The sequence below is a fragment of the Limnoraphis robusta BA-68 BA1 genome (assembly GCF_034932365.1).
Classification (GTDB): domain Bacteria; phylum Cyanobacteriota; class Cyanobacteriia; order Cyanobacteriales; family Microcoleaceae; genus Capilliphycus; species Capilliphycus robustus.
Genome location: NZ_JAYGHR010000088.1, coordinates 18,308 through 35,404 on the forward strand (window position 1 = coordinate 18,308; position 17,097 = coordinate 35,404).

Annotated in this window: 15 protein-coding genes; 8 read left to right on the forward strand and 7 right to left on the reverse strand. The window is 39.3% G+C overall.

Annotated features, from left to right (window positions below; genetic code table 11):
- Positions 1–56: 56 nt before the first annotated feature.
- Both VB836_RS25695 and VB836_RS25700 read left to right on the forward strand, forming a co-directional pair.
- A complete protein-coding gene (locus VB836_RS25695) occupies positions 57–1,457 on the forward strand; it encodes a HEAT repeat domain-containing protein (protein ID WP_323223787.1) in 1,401 nt (466 codons plus the stop codon).
- A gap of 313 nt (positions 1,458–1,770) precedes the next feature.
- Entirely contained in the window at positions 1,771–2,124 is a 354-nt protein-coding gene (locus VB836_RS25700; RefSeq protein WP_323223789.1) for a hypothetical protein, read from the forward strand.
- On the opposite strand, the gene fumC is transcribed toward VB836_RS25700, so the two are convergent.
- Positions 2,121–3,533 carry a class II fumarate hydratase gene (gene fumC, locus VB836_RS25705; protein WP_323223791.1) on the reverse strand — a complete coding sequence of 471 codons (1,413 nt, stop codon included), beginning with the start codon at positions 3,531–3,533 and terminating at the stop codon, positions 2,121–2,123. The two genes, VB836_RS25700 and fumC, sit on opposite strands and share 4 nt — an antisense overlap.
- Before the next feature lie 150 nt (positions 3,534–3,683).
- Positions 3,684–4,151: an SsrA-binding protein SmpB gene (gene smpB / locus VB836_RS25710; protein ID WP_046276832.1), complete on the reverse strand. Its 468-nt coding sequence runs from the start codon at positions 4,149–4,151 to the stop codon at positions 3,684–3,686.
- Between the two features lie 243 nt (positions 4,152–4,394).
- On the opposite strand from smpB, the gene VB836_RS25715 reads away from it, so the two are divergent.
- Entirely contained in the window at positions 4,395–5,066 is a 672-nt protein-coding gene (locus VB836_RS25715) for a hypothetical protein (RefSeq protein ID WP_323223793.1), read from the forward strand.
- Between the two features lie 31 nt (positions 5,067–5,097).
- A complete protein-coding gene (locus VB836_RS25720; protein WP_323223796.1) occupies positions 5,098–5,691 on the forward strand; it encodes a hypothetical protein in 594 nt (197 codons plus the stop codon).
- An 87-nt stretch (positions 5,692–5,778) separates the two neighbouring features.
- Here the strand turns inward: VB836_RS25720 and VB836_RS25725 are convergent, their stop codons facing one another.
- Together VB836_RS25725 and VB836_RS25730 are read right to left on the reverse strand one after the other, a co-directional pair.
- The gene (locus VB836_RS25725) at positions 5,779–5,979 is read right to left on the reverse strand and encodes a hypothetical protein (protein ID WP_323223798.1); all 201 of its coding nucleotides are present in this window, start codon (positions 5,977–5,979) and stop codon (positions 5,779–5,781) included.
- Between the two features lie 12 nt (positions 5,980–5,991).
- Positions 5,992–6,789, reverse strand: coding sequence for an FkbM family methyltransferase (locus VB836_RS25730; protein ID WP_323223800.1), 798 nt, complete (start codon positions 6,787–6,789; stop codon positions 5,992–5,994).
- Positions 6,790–7,049: 260 nt separating this feature from the next.
- Between VB836_RS25730 and VB836_RS25735 the strand changes: the two genes are divergently transcribed.
- Positions 7,050–7,910: a Tab2/Atab2 family RNA-binding protein gene (locus VB836_RS25735; protein WP_323223845.1), complete on the forward strand. Its 861-nt coding sequence runs from the start codon at positions 7,050–7,052 to the stop codon at positions 7,908–7,910.
- Here VB836_RS25735 and VB836_RS25740 read toward each other — a convergent pair.
- Positions 7,907–11,056, reverse strand: coding sequence for an ATP-binding protein (locus VB836_RS25740; RefSeq protein ID WP_323223802.1), 3,150 nt, complete (start codon positions 11,054–11,056; stop codon positions 7,907–7,909). The two genes, VB836_RS25735 and VB836_RS25740, sit on opposite strands and share 4 nt — an antisense overlap.
- Before the next feature lie 87 nt (positions 11,057–11,143).
- The gene (locus tag VB836_RS25745; protein WP_323223804.1) at positions 11,144–12,352 is read right to left on the reverse strand and encodes a glycosyltransferase; all 1,209 of its coding nucleotides are present in this window, start codon (positions 12,350–12,352) and stop codon (positions 11,144–11,146) included.
- Positions 12,353–12,549: 197 nt separating this feature from the next.
- Between VB836_RS25745 and VB836_RS25750 the strand changes: the two genes are divergently transcribed.
- Both VB836_RS25750 and VB836_RS25755 read left to right on the forward strand, forming a co-directional pair.
- On the forward strand, positions 12,550–14,667 hold the full coding sequence (locus VB836_RS25750; protein ID WP_323223807.1) for a glycosyltransferase family 2 protein: 2,118 nt from the start codon (positions 12,550–12,552) through the stop codon (positions 14,665–14,667).
- Positions 14,660–15,508 carry a DUF547 domain-containing protein gene (locus tag VB836_RS25755; protein ID WP_323223809.1) on the forward strand — a complete coding sequence of 283 codons (849 nt, stop codon included), beginning with the start codon at positions 14,660–14,662 and terminating at the stop codon, positions 15,506–15,508. The genes VB836_RS25750 and VB836_RS25755 overlap by 8 nt, the downstream gene beginning before the upstream one ends.
- 135 nt (positions 15,509–15,643) lie before the next feature.
- Here the strand turns inward: VB836_RS25755 and VB836_RS25760 are convergent, their stop codons facing one another.
- Complete coding sequence (locus VB836_RS25760; RefSeq protein ID WP_323223811.1) at positions 15,644–16,243, reverse strand: DJ-1/PfpI family protein; 600 nt, start codon at positions 16,241–16,243, stop codon at positions 15,644–15,646.
- A gap of 124 nt (positions 16,244–16,367) precedes the next feature.
- Between VB836_RS25760 and VB836_RS25765 the strand changes: the two genes are divergently transcribed.
- Positions 16,368–16,880: an ARC6/PARC6 family protein gene (locus tag VB836_RS25765; RefSeq protein WP_046276840.1), complete on the forward strand. Its 513-nt coding sequence runs from the start codon at positions 16,368–16,370 to the stop codon at positions 16,878–16,880.
- Positions 16,881–17,097: the final 217 nt, after the last annotated feature.

Sequence of the window (17,097 nt, forward strand, 5' to 3'; positions counted from 1 at the left end):
GCAAAAGGAATGCCAGATTATTACTATAATGACTTATTGTAAACCGGGAGGCAAATATGGAAATTCTCAATCTAGCTATTATGTTAATCGCGGCGGCTTTTGCTGGCTTAGGGGTTGGTTTTTGGTGGTGGGATAAACGGTTAAAAACTCAAAAACGAGCCTATGAAAGTCAAATTCGCCAACAAGTTGAACAGCTAGAGAAAGATCATCAAAATCGGATCAAAGAAACGGTACAATCTCTGCGACAGGAGTATGAAACGGAACTGAGAAAACAGAGTGAAGAAACCGAACAGTATTATCAGCAAAAACTCAACGAGGTGAATGAATCTTGGCGAGATAGATTAGTAACAGAGCGGCGTCAACTGACTGAACAAATTCAAGTCCAAAATGTAGAACTCGATGAGGTTAATCAATCTCTCAGCGTCTATGAAACGCAACTGGGAGAAGTGAATCAACAGTTAGCTGACAGTGAACAGCAAGTTCAACAAATGAACCAATCTCTCAAAGTCTATGAAGCACAACTCGGACAAATGAGCCAACAGTTAGAAGTCAATAAGGCTCAAGTTCAGGGTATCGGTGAAGCGATCAATTTATACGGAACTCAACTTCAGCAACTCAACGAAGAAAACGAAACAACTCAAGCAGAAATTCAAAGTCGCATGGGTTTTCTAGAAGAACAACATCAGGCTGATCTTTCACAATTGCGACAGGATTTAGAAGCGTCTCAAGAAAGTCAAATTCAAAACGCGATCGCCAATTTAGAACAGGAATATCGAGTTAATATTCGTCGGGGAACGGATCAATTGGTGCGTTCGATGCAGGAGAATCCCCAAACAAACCCAGAGTTATCGACTGTTATTCCTTCGGTTGAAACAGCGCCTGAACCGATTGTAGAAGAACAACCGCAACAAATGGTGATGGCTGATCCTATTGTTGAACCTGAAGCGATTGAGGATGTTTCTACAGTCGAGGAAGCAACATCTGTGGCGATGTCTGCAAACGTGCCAACGTCATCTTTACCTAATAATGAAGCAGTTAATACTTATATCATTGAAACGATTAATCATTGGGGAAATTCTGGTTTACTTTCAACTGTACCGCAATTATTAAATTATGCTCAACACCAAAATGATCAAGTTCGTGAACAGTTAGCGCTTGCATTGGGTAAAATTGCCTCTACAAATGGTTTAAGAACGGAGATTCAACAAGCTATTCCGACTTTAGCAAAACTGAGTCAAGATTCTAATCCCCAAGTTCGTCAAGATGCGGTAAAAGCGTTAGGAGAGATTAAATCTGAAAAGGTGATTCCCTTTTTACAGCGTGCTTTACGGGATTCTAACTATGCTGTTGTTCGAGCCGCAACAGTGGCGTTAGAAAAATTCAAATCTTATCCCGTAAAACAAAAAGAAAAACCTCAAAATCTATCTTTGCAAAAACCCAATCCTGAAGACAAATAAACCCTGAAAATCTTATCTAGATTTTCCCCTAATTCTCGTAATCGTGCGGCGAGTCGTTCGGCTCGCTGACGTTCTTGTTCACTGCTGTAGATGAACTCCCTTGTGTTTGGGGTTTCTGCTGTCATCTACTTTCCCCCCCAATTGTTGAAATTTTTTATCCTACTTTATTATATTTTTGCTCGGCTTAATTGCAAGGGGTAAAGTCTCGCTAGAATGAATGACATCGGTGAGCTTGGAAAATCTCAAAATTTTGAGTTACAGATGAGGTGAGCCGATTTAGAACCCTAAAAATTAACGTTTTGATGATGATCTTATGTCTAATTCCGTAATTGTCTTGTTTTGGGTTGTGATTTTTATGATAATAATTCCTTGGTTGGTAAAAATTTTGACAGGCAGAAAAGAAGAAGCATTTTCTGAAATCATCTTTCTACTTATCGGCTTACTAACTTTGTGGTTTGTGGGGGGTGCTATTGCTTTTGTAAGTGTACAATTAGACTTGCTCTTTCAAACTTGGTTTGCACAGGTTCAACTCTCGGAAACACAAAAACAACTGATTCAAGGAGCCGCTTTAATTGTAGCGGCTGTATTGGTACTCAATATTGAAAAGATTTGGGCAAGGATCAAACGTCTGTTCTCACAGATTTTAACTCGGGTTAAAAAGGACTAAACATCGGGATAAGCCATCTGACGAGGAACGACAATTTGATCGAATTCTTCGGCTGTAATATAACCTAATTCCAAACAAGCTTGTTTTAACGTTAGGTTTTTTTCGTGGGCGATATGGGCAACTTCTGCGGCTTTATCATAGCCAATTTTGGGGTTTAATGCGGTGACTAACATCAACGATTGTTCGACATATTGATTGATTTTTTGCGTATTAGCTTGCAAATCTACCAGCAGAAAATCGGTAAAATTGTTGCAGCTATCGGCTAAAATATTAATGGATTGAATGAGATTAAAAATCATCATCGGTTTAAAGACATTTAACTCAAAATGTCCTTGAGATCCAGCAATTCCAATCGCGGTATCATACCCCATGACTTGAGCGGCTACCATCGTCATGGCTTCGCATTGGGTGGGGTTCACTTTTCCGGGCATAATCGAGGAACCCGGTTCATTTTCGGGTAAGATTAATTCTCCTAAACCACAACGCGGCCCACTCCCTAAAAAGCGAATATCGTTAGCAATTTTCATCAGTGAACAGGCTAAGGTTTTTAACGCCCCGCTTGCCATCACAATTGCATCATGGGCTGCCATTGCTGCAAATTTATTGGGTGCAGAAACAAAGGGTAATTCGGTGATTTCACTAATATATTGAGCGGTTTTTTCCGCAAATCCTTTTCCGGCATTTAACCCCGTTCCGACTGCGGTTCCTCCTATGGCTAATTCATATAAATCGGGTAAAATAGTCTCTATTCGCTTTAAGTTGGCATCAAGTTGTGCCACATAACCGGAGAATTCTTGTCCTAACGTTAGGGGAACTGCATCTTGTAAATGGGTGCGACCAATTTTGACAATATCGGCAAATTCTTCTGATTTTGCTTGCAGTTCATCCCGCATTTTTTGAACGTTGGGAATGAGGCGTTGATGAATGGCAATGGCTGCGGCGATGTGCATCGCTGTGGGAAAAGTATCATTAGAAGATTGCGACATATTCACATGATCATTGGGATGAATTGGGGTTTTACTTCCCATTATTCCTCCGGCAATTTCTATCGCACGGTTGGCAATCACTTCGTTAACGTTCATATTACATTGAGTCCCGCTTCCAGTCATCCAAACCCGCAAGGGAAAATTCCCCTCTAATCTTCCTTCGATCACATCTTGGGCGGCTTGTTGGATGAGTTTTGCTTTATCTTCTGGAAGTTTTCCTAAGTTTTGGTTGGCTAAAGCCGCCGCTTTTTTGAGGATACAAAAAGCATTAATAACTTCGGATGGAATATAATCATTTCCGATGGAAAAATAACGAAGCGATCGCTGTGTTTGCGCCCCCCAGTAACGAGTCGCAGGAACTTCGATTTCTCCCATGCTATCCCGTTCGACTCGAATTGAATTTGTAGCGTTTTCAGGGTTCATTATTCCTATTGCTCCGAAGACGTGCTTAATAATGGCTAGTTTTATTTTTTATCATAAAACGGGGTCAAGAGACGATTAAGAGAATCTGAAATCTAGAAATGCTGCATTCAACAGGGCAATTTATCAATTGCCCCTACTAAATTTGGGATTTTAATATTGTTTCATTGCTCGTGCCATTGTTCGTTGATCATCGCGTTCTTTAATGGATTCTCGTTTATCGTGCAGTTTCTTACCGCGTCCAACCGCAATCTCGACTTTAACTAATCCGTTTTTAAAGTACATTTTAGTCGGAACTAAAGTCAATCCTTTTTGTTCAACTAAACCGACAAGCTTATTAATTTCTCGACGATGTAATAATAACTTACGAGTCCGGCGAGGTTCGTGGTTAAAATAAGCGCTCGTTTCATAGGGTGAAATGTGAATATTAAGCAGCCAGGCTTCCCCATTGCGAATTAAAGCAAAACCATCCTGCATATTCACCCGCCCTCCACGAATCGATTTCACTTCTGTTCCTTGAAGTTCGATTCCAGCTTGGTAGAATTCTAACAGTTCATAAAGATGGCGGGCTTTGCGGTTATCGATGATAATTTTACGCCCTTCGCTGTCATTTTTACTCATATCAATCACACCTTAATCTTAGATCAATTCTTCAAATCTATCTCCAGAGAGTGGTACCCTCCGAGAGAACTACAACCTTTGTCTAGAAAATATTAGCGACGATACCCAAATTCTCTCTAAGAGGGGATGAAATCAATCACGTAATACTTCTATCTTATAAGTATAGCGTTTACAGCGATTCAGGCAGGATTAAATCAAAAGAATAGAGAATCGGCTTGGTCAAAGGCAATATTAGGAGGATTTATGATTCACGAACAATTACAATATCTTAAAAATACAAAACTGCTGGGTGCAATCTGCGGAAGTTTACTGTTAGGTTTGCCTTTTATCCCTAAAGTAGCCTCTGCTCAACCTGCGGAAAAACCTGATTATTGCTTTGATGACTTTTATCAAGAGCCTTTGAATAGCATGGTTAGAGTTCCGCCTGGATGTCCTGCAAATGATTACACTCAAGAAGTTGATATCGAGGAAGAATTAGAGACAGAAACCAATACTCGCCAGAGGGAGATGAATACTAACACTCGACAAGATAATCGACAATATAACCGTCCGGGTCGAGTCGGTGTCATTCAACCGCCAATGCCTGCTGATCAAATGAGAACGATGGGCAATATTAACGTCAATGGTAGTACGGTTAATGTTACTTTAAATAATGATACCAATGCCAACATTACTTATCAAGTCATCGGACAGACAAATGATCGATTGCTTTCCGGAGGAAATGAAGCAGAACTCTTGAATTTACCTTTACCTATAACCATTACAGTTCAACGAGAAGATAGTGGACTTATCGATATTAAAAACCAGGTTTCTGAAGATGGAGAAGTCAGTTTTTCTTTAGAAGAAGAAGGCAACTCAAGCGCAAGTCAGCTAACAATTCGTATTCAAGAAGACGGTACTATTTTTGCGTACTAATGAATCGAATTTTTAGACGGGGATAGAAAGAATGCAAACGCTTTTAACGCTGGAAGTTCGCTGGTTTGAGTCGGGTAAAATTCCACAAGTGATCGAAAAATGGTTTACAACGGCTTGTCCGGGCGAACTTTCCAGCCCTCCCGAGGAGCGTCAAGATCAATATTTTTATACGCCAGGGTGTGAAAGCCTAAATCTAAAACTGCGTCAAGGCAAGCTTGAATTAAAATGGCGTCAAACTGAACTGGGAATTTATTCGTTTGCGGAGAAGGGTTGGCAAGGTCGAGTCGAACGCTGGCAAAAATGGAGTTATCAAGAATCGATTCCCTCAAATTTTATTCAAGCTTTAGAAGCGGCTGATCAACCTGTGGTTCCTGTTAGTAAAAAGCGTTCCCAACGTGATTATAACGGTGTGGCTTGTGAACTGACTCAACTCCAATTTGATGAGCATCAATTTTGGTGGAGTTTAGGGTTTGAAATGGAAGAAACCCCGACCCAGGGAAAAACTCATTTTGAAGAAATGGTCAGCCAAGTCACGAAAACCTATCCCGAAACCGCCTTTAATCTTGCTCATTCTCGTGCTTATCCCAGTTGGCTATTACAAGAGGTTTTTGCCCTTAGTCGTTAAGATGCTAGCCCTCTTTTAGATCTCTACTAAAAAGTAGAGTTTCATTGAAAATTTCATCTACATTTTTAGCATAATGATTCATTTAATTCAGATACCCACACCCCCACCTGTTCCGGCACCTGCGCCCCAACCCGTTCCCGCGCCGATACCGCAACCCGTTCCCGCGCCGATACCGCAACCCGTTCCCGCGCCGATACCGCAACCTGTTCCCGCGCCGATACCGCAACCGTTGTAAAAACCCCAGGAACTCCCCCGAGCGCGCCCGTTTAACAGTGGAGTTCCTGACATTAAAACCCGTTTTTATCGGGCTTGGGCAATAAAATTGAAAGCTTGAAATGGATATTGTAAAGCAGTATTGAATTGTTCAAAGTTCAAGGGTTTGTTGTCGGCAAGAAAATCTTTAATTAAAAAGATTGAATAAGAATTATCTCCGGTTAGGAACTCGAAAATTTCATCAGCAGTAAAGCCAAAAGAAGAGAGTCCCGAACGAGTACACTCGAAAAGCAAAATGGGATGATGACGAACTAATGTATTAACAGCACCCCGCAGCACTGCTAACTCCCCTCCTTCTACGTCAATTTTGATAAAATCTACTCGATAATCCGGACTCAAAACGTTATCGAGGGTTTCACAGCGAATCGTTATTTTATCAATGTTTTCGCCCTTTTTAGAGTTGTGCTGGCGAAGTCCGCTAAAACCCGAGCGAGAGGTATTTATATAAAAAGTAGCTTCGCCCGGTTTATCGCTTAGTCCTATTTCTTGGATGTGAATTTCAGGAAATTTCTGTTTGAGCCAACGGGCTTTATAGGGAACTGGCTCAAAAGCCATGTGTTTTCCGTCAGGGGAAAGCCGCATAATTTCACTCAGCATTGAACCGAGATGACATCCGATATCGATACAGTTGGATGATTTATTTAATATACGCTCCAAAAACTGTTCAACTCTTTGGGATTCGATATGAATCTCATGGAGTTCTGGATGTTTACTGCGTTTTCTCCGACTCAAAACCGTTTTTATATTCTTTAAAGGCTTCTCAAGGGGTGTACGAATGAGAAGATGCTTGAAGTAGTCCGGATTAATCGAATATAAATCCTTCATGGGTCAAGTTTGATTTTTTAATCTAATTCAAAAGATTGAGAAATAACTTCTCATTGGCTAATTTTATCTGACCGGATCATCGATTGAATCTTCTGTTTAATTTTCTTAAGATTCTCTAGAGTCCCGAGGTACTGTTAAGATTGATGCCAGCTCGGAGTGATTTATCCTCGCCTATACCAAAATCCATTCTTGGGAAACCTAAGGTAACGCAGACCGATATAATGACAGAGGTAGTCCGATTACAAGCACTGTCAGCTAAAATGGGAACGATTTGGGAACTGGACTTTTATAGTCGTCCACTGCGCGATGAAGAAGGTAAAAAGGTTTGGGAAGTTTTAATTTGCCAGACTCCCTTAGAAATTAGCGATCGCGCCGAGTCATTATTTCGCTATACTCAATTTTGCCCCAATACCGAAGTGAATTCAATTTGGTTACAGGGAGCCATTCAAGAAGCAATAGAAAAAGCCTCTGAACCTCCGCAACGAATTCGTTTTTTTCGGCGTCCAATGGCGAATATGATTTTAAAAGCCTGTAAAGAATTGTCGATTCCGGCGGCGGCGAGTCGGCGTACTTATGCCTTGTTTCAATGGTTACAAGAACGCATGGATCAATTTTATCCAAACTTACCCAACTATCAGGAAACGAGTAGTCCTTCGGTGCAATTTTCGCCCTCTCCACCGCAGCGTTTACCGGATGCTTTGCAGGGAGATAAATGGGCATTTGTGAGTTTAGAAGCCAGTGCGTTTAAAGATATGTCGGAATGGGATATTGGTTTTGGTGAAGCGTTTGGTTTGCCGATGGTGGGTTTGAGCGAAGAAACACTAATTCCGGGTTTAATTGTGTATTCGTCACGGGCGACACCGTTAGCGGCTTGGATGTCGGGTTTAGAATTGGCTTATTTACGATTGGATAAAAGTGATCGTCCCAGTTTGTTGTTGGAAACGGGAGAAAATGACAGTTGGATTTTAGCGAATTTAACTGATGCGGCAACTCAAGGGGAAGCTGAACAGTTTGAAGAAGCGAAACGCAATGCTAAAAATGTTCATTTTCTAGCAGTTCAGTCTGACCCCAATTCTGAGTCTTTTGCCGGACTTTGGATGTTGCAAGAACTGAATTTTTAGACTAAATGTTCAGTGATCGCCGTAATTTTATCAAACCTAAAATCTTCAATTATTGTTGTTAAAGTTGCGGCGAGTTCAGGATGAGATTCAGGGATTTGAGTGATCAAATTATTCATCCAAGCGTCATCCCCTCGGACTGCTGCTTGATGCAATTGTTCGAGCCATTCTAGAGGCATAATCTTTAAGGTTTCGGGTGTGATCTCCACTAGAGAAACAGACGACTGAGAGGTAATATCAGGCGTTTCATAAATATATCGAACACCTAAATGAGTAGCGATTTTTTCTAACAGTTCTAGGGGTTGAAAGGGTTTGTGAAGAATATCATCACATCCGGCGGCAAATATTGCCTGTTCATCCTGAGATAAAGCACTCGCCGTTAAAGCAATAATAATCGTATTTTTTCCTGCGGGTTTAGCTTTAATATGTTGAGTGGCTTGATAACCATCCATGACAGGCATTCGGATATCCATCCAGATTAAATGGGGAGAATATTGTTCCCATTGGGTGATGGCTTCTAAACCATTTTCCGCTTCAAAAACGTTAAATCCTAAAGGTTGTAAAAGTTGACGAACTAATAAGCGATTTTCGGGGATTTCATCAACGACTAAAATTCGATATTGGGGTTGATCTGCTGCAAGATCAATCACTTTGTTTTTGGGTTTTGGGATGACAACTTCATCGGCTTTAACGGTTTTGAGTTGAATATTAAATTGAAAGAGGCTTCCTTTTCCTAACTGGCTACTGACTGAAATATCGCCTCCCATCAGTTGAATAAATTTTCGACTAATAGATAAGCCTAAGCCTGTTCCTTGTTGAGATTGTCTTCCGGCAGACGTTTGTACAAAAGCATCAAATAATTGATCAATTTCTTCCGGTGCGATTCCGGCTCCCGTATCTTCGACTTCAAAAATTAGGGTGTTGGGTTGTTTGATATCCTGACTGCTCACTCGCAGTGTTACACTCCCTTTTTCGGTGAATTTAATCGCATTTCCGAGCAGATTAATTAGAACTTGTCGCAATTTTTTTTCATCTGCTTTGATATATTGAGGAATATCATAACGTTCAAAAAATAGTTTAATCTGTTTAGCCTCGGCTCGGATTTTGAGCATTTCTTCTAAAGTCTCTAGCAGGAAGTATAAATCAAAGGATTTTTCATCAAGAGCAATTTTTCCGGCTTCTATTTTAGATAAATCGAGAATATCATTAATTAAACTCAGAAGATGTTCTCCACTGCGGTTAATAATTTCTAATTCTTTAGAGGCTGTCGCCAAGATGGGATTTTTAGCCATCAGTTGACTGAACCCTAAAATTGCATTCAGGGGGGTTCTCAATTCGTGACTCATATTGGCGAGAAATGTACTTTTGGCTCGGTTTGCTGCATCGGCATTTTTTCGAGCGGTTTCTAACTCGATGTTTTGAGCTTGTAACTGAGCTTCAACCTGTTTGCGATCCGTGATATCATTACTGGTAGATAGAAGATATTGTTCGCCATTTATCTCAATAAAATCCGCCGATAATAATGCCGTTCTGATCTCTCCAGATTTCGTGCGAAAATCAAGTTCATAGTTGCGAAGTTCGCCCTGTTCTGCTAGAGTTTGATAAAATTTATCATAGTCTTCTTGACTCACCCAGAGATTGAGATTTAACGAGTTTTTACCCAGTATTTCTTCGTGACTATAACCTGTTAACTGACAAAAGCTTTCATTGACATCAAAATAACTGCGATCACTCAGGCGATTGATAATAATCGGATTTGGTGTATTACGAAAAGCTTTTGAAAATTTTTGTTCAGACTGCTTAAGTTGGTGAGTGTTTTCAGTTACTTTTTGTTCTAAATTGTGAGAATATTGTTCAAGTTTATGATAGGATTGCTGAAGCTGTTGACTCATCTGGTTAAATGCAGTCGCTAAAATATTAAATTCTTTAACCGGATTATTTTCAAGAGTTTGATTCCAGGTTCCCTTTGATAACTCCTGAGCGATTTTACTGAGTCTAATAATCGGTTTAGTCAGTTGACGACTGGTGATCATTCCAAGAGTAATCGCAATTCCTAATGCACCCAAACACAGTAAAATTGTGGTTCGAGTATTAGCCTGAATTTGTTCCATAAAATCCGCTTCAGGAACTACGACAACAATCAACCAATTCAAACCAAACTCATCGGTAAAGGGAACAACTTGAAGAAATTCTTCTTTTCCTTTGTGAATAAACTTCAGTTGATGAGGACTTTTAATCTTATTGAAATCATTAAAGTTTTTAACTAAATGTTCAACTGTAGCGGTAATCAAAGAGTCACCACTATTCGCTGCTTTCATTTGTACAGCTTTATTATCCTGGAGGGTAAAAACGTCTTCTAAAGTTGAAGAAGCAATTAAAAATCCCTGACGATCAATAATAAATATTTTTCCAGATTTGCCAATTTTTTGTTGACGGAGAAATTCATTAAACTCTTGAAAGCTGACATCAGCACCCGTGACGCCAATAATTTGATTTTGATTATTCTTAATTGGATGCACAAACGTTAAACTTAAACCCGTATTATCAAACCCATTATAGATCTCTGTCCAGGTCTGTTTACCTGCTTTTAGAGCGGCTTGATACCAAGGACGAACGACAGGATTGTAGGGAATTGTCGATGATTTTAACCGTTTTCCTAACTTTCCTTGCTCGTCTATAGCATAAGTGTAGATTAATCCCTTTGTAGTTTTATCTTTAATATCAATGCTTAAAAATTTATCTTGATGACGAGCAATTCCCATATAATTTCCCTGAGCTGTTCCAAACTGAATAAAATTAACGGTATCAAAAATCTGTATTTGTTGCAAAATTCGACGCTGTAGTTCTGAAGTATTTTGTAAATCTAACTCTCCAGATATAACAGCTTTTTCATTAATTTCAGTCACCAGTTTAGGCGTTTCTAGAAAAGAATAAAGCTTTTGTTCAATGCGATCGCTGACTTCATCCTGTAACTGATTCACCAGTTTATTCACTGCTTTTTCTCCATTCAGCCAGGAAAGATATCCCGTCAGTCCGACAATGGCTAACATTTGCAATACAAATGGAACGGTCAAAAGCGTTCGTAAGGAAACTTGACCGAACAGTTTACTAATGAGAGAGTTGAGAGACAAAATTCTAGGAGTGACCATATCGAAAAAATTTATCAGGTCTAAAAGTGGAATGTTTAATAATTGTATTAGGCTAATTTTTACGAGAGCTTTGTGAAGATAAAACTCTTATAAATTTAGCCATTGATTGAGTATTTTATAGATGCTGACTAATCCCCGGATGTGGGATTTATCGGAACGTCCGTAGAGAAAATCAGACAAACTAATCTGATAATTTTGTTGAACTGCTAAATCTAGCCATAGATTGTTAAACACTTGTCCAGAAAGATAATCAGGAACGTTTTCTTGATAGTAGGAATAGCTATCTAAACAGGTGTTCATAAAATTCTTACGTCCCCGATGTTTAAGATAGGCTAGGCGAGGTTTAAAGGCGGTTGGATGTTCTAGGACTGTATGAATCGTATCCGCTAAAGATTCAGGCTCGAACTTCGCATATAGACCCGCTCCTTCAGGAAATGCGCCATCTTGACCCCGCACATATTGGTTAAACTCCTGAAAACAAATCACCGGAACATTACAACTCATCGCCTCACTGAGAAAGCGATTTTTTCCTTCTAAAAGAGAACCCAAAACACAAACTTTTGACCGAGAATAATAAACAGGCATTTCTTTATAATACTCAGCCCGAGGAACTAAATCAATATATTCAAATGGATCACCTAATATCGCTTCAATTTGTTGCCATTCATGGCGATCATGAGAATCTAGTTTATCAATTCCTTGAAAATTTTGAAAACCCGGAATCAAAGTCATCTTGATTTTTTTTCCATACTTATGATGATAAATTTTCAACGCTTTAGCGAGCATCGGAAGATTTTTTTCTGCTGATAACCGAGAAACACACAACACATCAATATCTTTTTGAGCAACAGGTTTAGGAGCAATCACATATTCATTGATAAAATCTGAGTCATAACAAGAAATGAGAATTTTTTTAGCTCGTTCAGGATAGGTTTTACAAAACCAAGCATTGCGATGAGGATTATCATAAAGAGAAGAGTAGGAATCAGCAGTATTTGACCAGGGAAAACCCGCATACATTGAATAAGCATGAGCGAAAAAATATTCTGACAGTTGCGGTAAGACTTTATTCAACAAATCGACGGATTCACTCAAATAAAAACCTTTAATTAACCGTCCTTCGTATCGAACGGGAGGTAAAACCACAAAAAAACTGATGGTATTGAAGCGTTCGGGTTGATTTTCAAAAATTTCATAGGTGTAAGCATCCAAATCGGCATAAATTTCTTCAAGAGGTTTATTCACATTCGGATTGTGAAAATATTGGCGCAGACGTTCGTAATTTCCTTGTCCCATAAACTTTAAGAATTTGTGATTAAAATTAAGTGATACAGCCGCTTAATTGTTCGGCTAATACATAAAAACATGAATTTGTCAACTAGCTGACTCAGTTAAAGTTAAACTGTTTCTCAGGTAAAACTCATCTGACTCATCTTAAATGAAAACTGTAATTCATTTTAATTTAGCATAAATTTGTGCAGCTTAGACTCACTGTGAATCAACCTCTTAACTTACCTGAAGATCATCACAATTCGCTGGATTTATATCAGGTTCTCGTGATTATCCCGGTTCTGAATGAAGAAGCGACAATTGCAATGGTTATTAAGTCCTTGAAACAGTTGAATTTAACTCAGATTCGAGTGGTTGATAATGGCAGTATTGATAACAGTGTAGCAGAAGCGAAACAGGCTGGTGCAGAGGTTGTGATTGAACCTCAAGCGGGTTATGGTCGTGCTTGTTGGCGAGGACTCCAACAGCTTCCTTCTCACATTGAATGGATTCTATTTTGTGATGGCGATGGTAGCGATGATCTCAGCGAGTTATCCCTATTTTTTACGGATAAAACCACTGATTTTCTTTTAGGAAACCGTCGGGCTACCTCTCAAGGACGGGCGGCGATGACTCCGGTTCAAAACTTTGGAAATGGACTGGCGACATTTCTGATTCATTTCGGTTGGGGTTATCGTTATTATGATTTAGGCCCCTTGCGATTAATTCGTCGTTCCGCTTTAGAATCTATTCAAATGCAAGATCGGGGCTTTGGTTGGACGGTAGAAATGCAAGCGAGGGCGGTAGAATTGGGTTTGACGATTCGGGAAATTCCGGTTAATTATCACCGTCGTCAAGGGGGAAGATCTAAAATTTCGGGGACATTCTCAGGAAGTTTTAAAGCCGGAACAATTATTCTTACAACCCTGGGAAAATTATATCTTAAACATCTGTTTAAAAATGCAAATAATGAACAATTAAAAGTAAATACTCCGTTGATGACGGGCTTAAGTTCTCTACTGTTAATACTCGGTAGTATTTGGATTATTCCTCATGGAGACTTTCGCGAAGTTGGGGCGGTTCCTCAATTTTGGATTGGGATTATAATAATGAGTCTGGGGTTTATTTTCAGTTGGGGAATTGAACATATTTCTAGAATTTGGTTTTGGGCGATCGCAATTCTTTCTCGACTGTTATTATTACCGATGTATCCCGGTGATGATGTCTGGCGATATCTTTGGGAAGGCTACATTCAAAACCTCGGATTTAATCCCTATCTTTTGCCACCCAACGCACCCGAACTTATTCCCTATCATACCGCTTGGTGGTCACTAATTAATCATCTTGATCATGCGGCAATTTATCCCCCTTTAACTCAGTTAGGATTTCGGATATTAGCAGCCATTTCTCCTTCTGTTATTCTATTTAAACTAGCATTTATTGGCGCAGATTTAGCCATCTGTTGGCTTCTCAGTCGTCGGTTTGGCTATGCAAAAACACTGCTGTATGCTTGGAATCCTTTAATTATTTATTCATTTGCGGGAGGCGCTCACTATGATAGTTTGTTTATTCTTCCTTTAGTAGCAGGCTGTTTGATGTATGACTACAAAAACCGTAGTTGGAGTTCTGTTTTAATTGGGATTAGTATTGCCATAAAATGGATGTCTTTACCCCTTTTGGGTTTATTAGCTGGGTTACAGTTTCCTCGGTTTAAATCTGCTGTAATGGTTTTATTCTTAGGAAGTTTACCCTTTATCTTCAGTGCAATTTCTTTCTGTTCAACTTCTGGCTGTCCTGTCATTCCCCTCGGTTCAAGTTTTGTGAATAATGGACGCAGTGCTGAATTTTTTCCCTTTCTTCTCCATTTAGTTTGGCAACCAGAAACTCAAACAAACTCCATTTATTTAATCCCGCTAACTTTAGCAATAATTGGGGGACTGTGGTACTTTAAGAATCAAAAATATAAGCTAACTTCCTGCTTATCCTCTCCGTCTGAAAACTTCCTCTATCTCTCGGAATTTTATCTGATTTCTTTACTGATTTTCTCTCCTATTATTCATGCTTGGTACTTTACCTGGCTGGTTCCCTTTGCGGTTGTCAGCCGTAACTTAGGGACTCGTTTAGTGAGTATTTCAGCATTTGTTTATTTTATCTTACAACACCGTAAAGCATTAGGAGACTTGAGTTGGTACTTAACATTAAACGAACGACTTTTTATGTGGCTTCCTTTTGTTTTTGGCTGTTTGTGGATGGTGTTTAAACCTCATCTGTTCAAACAAAATACATCTATTCAATCCAAATCATCTCAATCCAATTTAACATCGACTCAAAACCATGAATAACTTTAAAGCTTTAACCCTACTCATTCCAGTCCTGTTTTTAATCTCCAGTTGTGCGACTGAAACCACACCGTTAAATATCAACAGTGAAAACTCAACCGAGTCTAACGTAACTTTAGCTGCAACTGAACCCTTTAGTTATCAAAATTATCAACAAATTCTCTCTATCTATGTCGATGAGAATGGAAATGTTAACTACAAAGCATTAAAAGAAAATCGTCAAAATTTGGATAAATTTAATGCGTCTTTAGCGACTCTTTCTCCCCAAAGCTTTGAAAACTGGACAGAAAAAGAAAAAATTGCGTTTTGGATTAATGCTTATAACTCATTAACTTTACTGGCTATTATTGAAAACTATCCTACGAAAAGTATTCGTGACATTCCGGGAGTTTGGACAAAACTTCAGTTTAACGTCATGGGAAAAGAGGTGACATTAGACGAAATTGAACATAAAATATTGCGCGTCCAATTTAACGAACCCCGCATACACATGGGATTAGTTTGTGCTTCTATTGGTTGTCCGTTATTACTTCAAGAACCCTACACAGGAGACAAACTAGACGAACAACTGGACGAACAAACCCGTAAATTTATCGCACTAAACCAGAATTTTAAAATCGACAAACAAAACAATCAAGTTTACCTTTCCTCTATCTTTAAATGGTTTGGTGAAGATTTTATCCCGAGTTTCAAGGCTCAAGACAAGTTTACTGGAAGCGATAAAGAACGGGCTGTTTTAAACTTTGTCAGTCAATATCTGAATGAATCTGAACAAAAGTATTTAATCAACGGAAAATATCAAATTAAATACCTTGATTATGACTGGTCACTCAATGATAAATAAACACTGTAGGTTAGGTTGAACGACCATTAAACTTAGTTTAGATTTGATAGATTTTGGTAGGGTACATCAGATTAGAAAGTTAATCATAGGCTAATTTATTCGATTTTCTGATGCACCCTACATGAAGTCAAATCATTACACAGTTGTTAATTCTTGATGTTCTATTTTTGTGCCTAATACTTTCAGAAATTCCGCCAACCAACGGGGATGAGCCGGCCATGCTGGTGCGGTGACTAAATTACCATCAACAATTGCTTCATCCACTGGAATCTCAACATATTCTCCGCCTGCTAATTTGACATCAGGACTACAAGCCGGATAAGCTGAACAACGTTTTCCTTGAATGACATTGGCTGCGGCTAACAGTTGAGCGCCATGACAAATTGCTGCAATCGGTTTATTTTTATTGGCAAAATGTTGTACCATTTCTATTACTTGTTGATTGAGGCGAATATATTCGGGGGCGCGTCCACCCGGAATCACCAAAGCATCGTAATTCTCAACATTAATTTTATCAAAAGTTGCGTTTAATGTGAAGTTATGACCCGGTTTTTCGCTGTAGGTTTGATCCCCTTCAAAGTCGTGAACTGCTGTCCGAACCGTTTCCCCTTCTTTCTTCTTGGGACAAACCGCATGAACTGTATGACCGACCATCTGTAACGCCTGGAAGGGAACCATACACTCGTAGTCTTCAACGAAGTCACCGACTAGCATTAAAATTTGTTTTCCAGCCATGTTAAACCTCTACAATCTAGGGCTGATTTATTCTTAGCATGAATTGCCGAAATTTGTCGTGGGGATTTGTAGTAAACTTTAACTGGTTTTCAGCTTGGGAATGACTACTGATTGGTGAAAAGCGATGAAACTGAGAATTTTAACCCTAACCTTGTTGCTACCGTTGGCTTGGACTGAACCGATTGTTGCCGAAATTTCACCGATGCAACAACCGGATGATTCTACCCCCCAAAACTCGATTTTAATTGCTCAAAATCCCTCTCTAAGTTTGGGAGGAGCGGCAGATTTAGTGAGTCGATGGTTAGAGGCAAAATCCCGCATTTTTGCTCCCCCTTTTGACCGTAGAACTTTAGAACAATTTACCACAGGCGCATTGTATCGAGACACGTTAAAAGCGATTAATTTTTTGATCACAAATGATGGTTATTATGAATATGGTGTACAGAAACTAGAAACAGTAGAACAGTTTGCTGTATCTGGAAACAAAGCAACTCTTGAAGTTCAAGTTACTGAAGATACAACCTTTTATCAGAATGGGAAAGTTCAAGATAGTAGCTTTAATACAAAGCGCATCCGCTATAAATTAGAGTGTTGGGATGGAATTTGGAAGATCGCTGATTTTCAAGTCATTAACTAAAGTCAGTTTTCCAACTACTTTTTGGGGTGCTTTGAATGGAAAATAAGACGATATCTTGAGCCATTCCATATTTTTGGCTTGATTGTAGATGTTTGATCAGCTTAAATATTATTGATTGTTATTGGGAAGATCTCTAGCTTCAATCTTTTGTGGCTAAACTGCTGTTTGGTACCGATTTCCAGTTTAGAGATCGTTCCCGCTAGAGGTTAGATACGAG

What these genes read in the sequence shown, in the direction of transcription:
- VB836_RS25695 (WP_323223787.1), top strand. Translation starts at nt 57, where the DNA reads ATGGAAATTCTCAATCTAGCTATTATGTTAATCGCGGCGGCTTTTGCT.
- VB836_RS25700 (WP_323223789.1), top strand. Translation starts at nt 1,771, where the DNA reads ATGTCTAATTCCGTAATTGTCTTGTTTTGGGTTGTGATTTTTATGATA.
- fumC (WP_323223791.1), bottom strand. Translation starts at nt 3,533, where the DNA reads ATGAACCCTGAAAACGCTACAAATTCAATTCGAGTCGAACGGGATAGC.
- smpB (WP_046276832.1), bottom strand. Translation starts at nt 4,151, where the DNA reads ATGAGTAAAAATGACAGCGAAGGGCGTAAAATTATCATCGATAACCGC.
- VB836_RS25715 (WP_323223793.1), top strand. Translation starts at nt 4,395, where the DNA reads ATGATTCACGAACAATTACAATATCTTAAAAATACAAAACTGCTGGGT.
- VB836_RS25720 (WP_323223796.1), top strand. Translation starts at nt 5,098, where the DNA reads ATGCAAACGCTTTTAACGCTGGAAGTTCGCTGGTTTGAGTCGGGTAAA.
- VB836_RS25725 (WP_323223798.1), bottom strand. Translation starts at nt 5,979, where the DNA reads ATGTCAGGAACTCCACTGTTAAACGGGCGCGCTCGGGGGAGTTCCTGG.
- VB836_RS25730 (WP_323223800.1), bottom strand. Translation starts at nt 6,789, where the DNA reads ATGAAGGATTTATATTCGATTAATCCGGACTACTTCAAGCATCTTCTC.
- VB836_RS25735 (WP_323223845.1), top strand. Translation starts at nt 7,050, where the DNA reads ATGGGAACGATTTGGGAACTGGACTTTTATAGTCGTCCACTGCGCGAT.
- VB836_RS25740 (WP_323223802.1), bottom strand. Translation starts at nt 11,056, where the DNA reads ATGGTCACTCCTAGAATTTTGTCTCTCAACTCTCTCATTAGTAAACTG.
- VB836_RS25745 (WP_323223804.1), bottom strand. Translation starts at nt 12,352, where the DNA reads ATGGGACAAGGAAATTACGAACGTCTGCGCCAATATTTTCACAATCCG.
- VB836_RS25755 (WP_323223809.1), top strand. Translation starts at nt 14,660, where the DNA reads ATGAATAACTTTAAAGCTTTAACCCTACTCATTCCAGTCCTGTTTTTA.
- VB836_RS25760 (WP_323223811.1), bottom strand. Translation starts at nt 16,243, where the DNA reads ATGGCTGGAAAACAAATTTTAATGCTAGTCGGTGACTTCGTTGAAGAC.
- VB836_RS25765 (WP_046276840.1), top strand. Translation starts at nt 16,368, where the DNA reads ATGAAACTGAGAATTTTAACCCTAACCTTGTTGCTACCGTTGGCTTGG.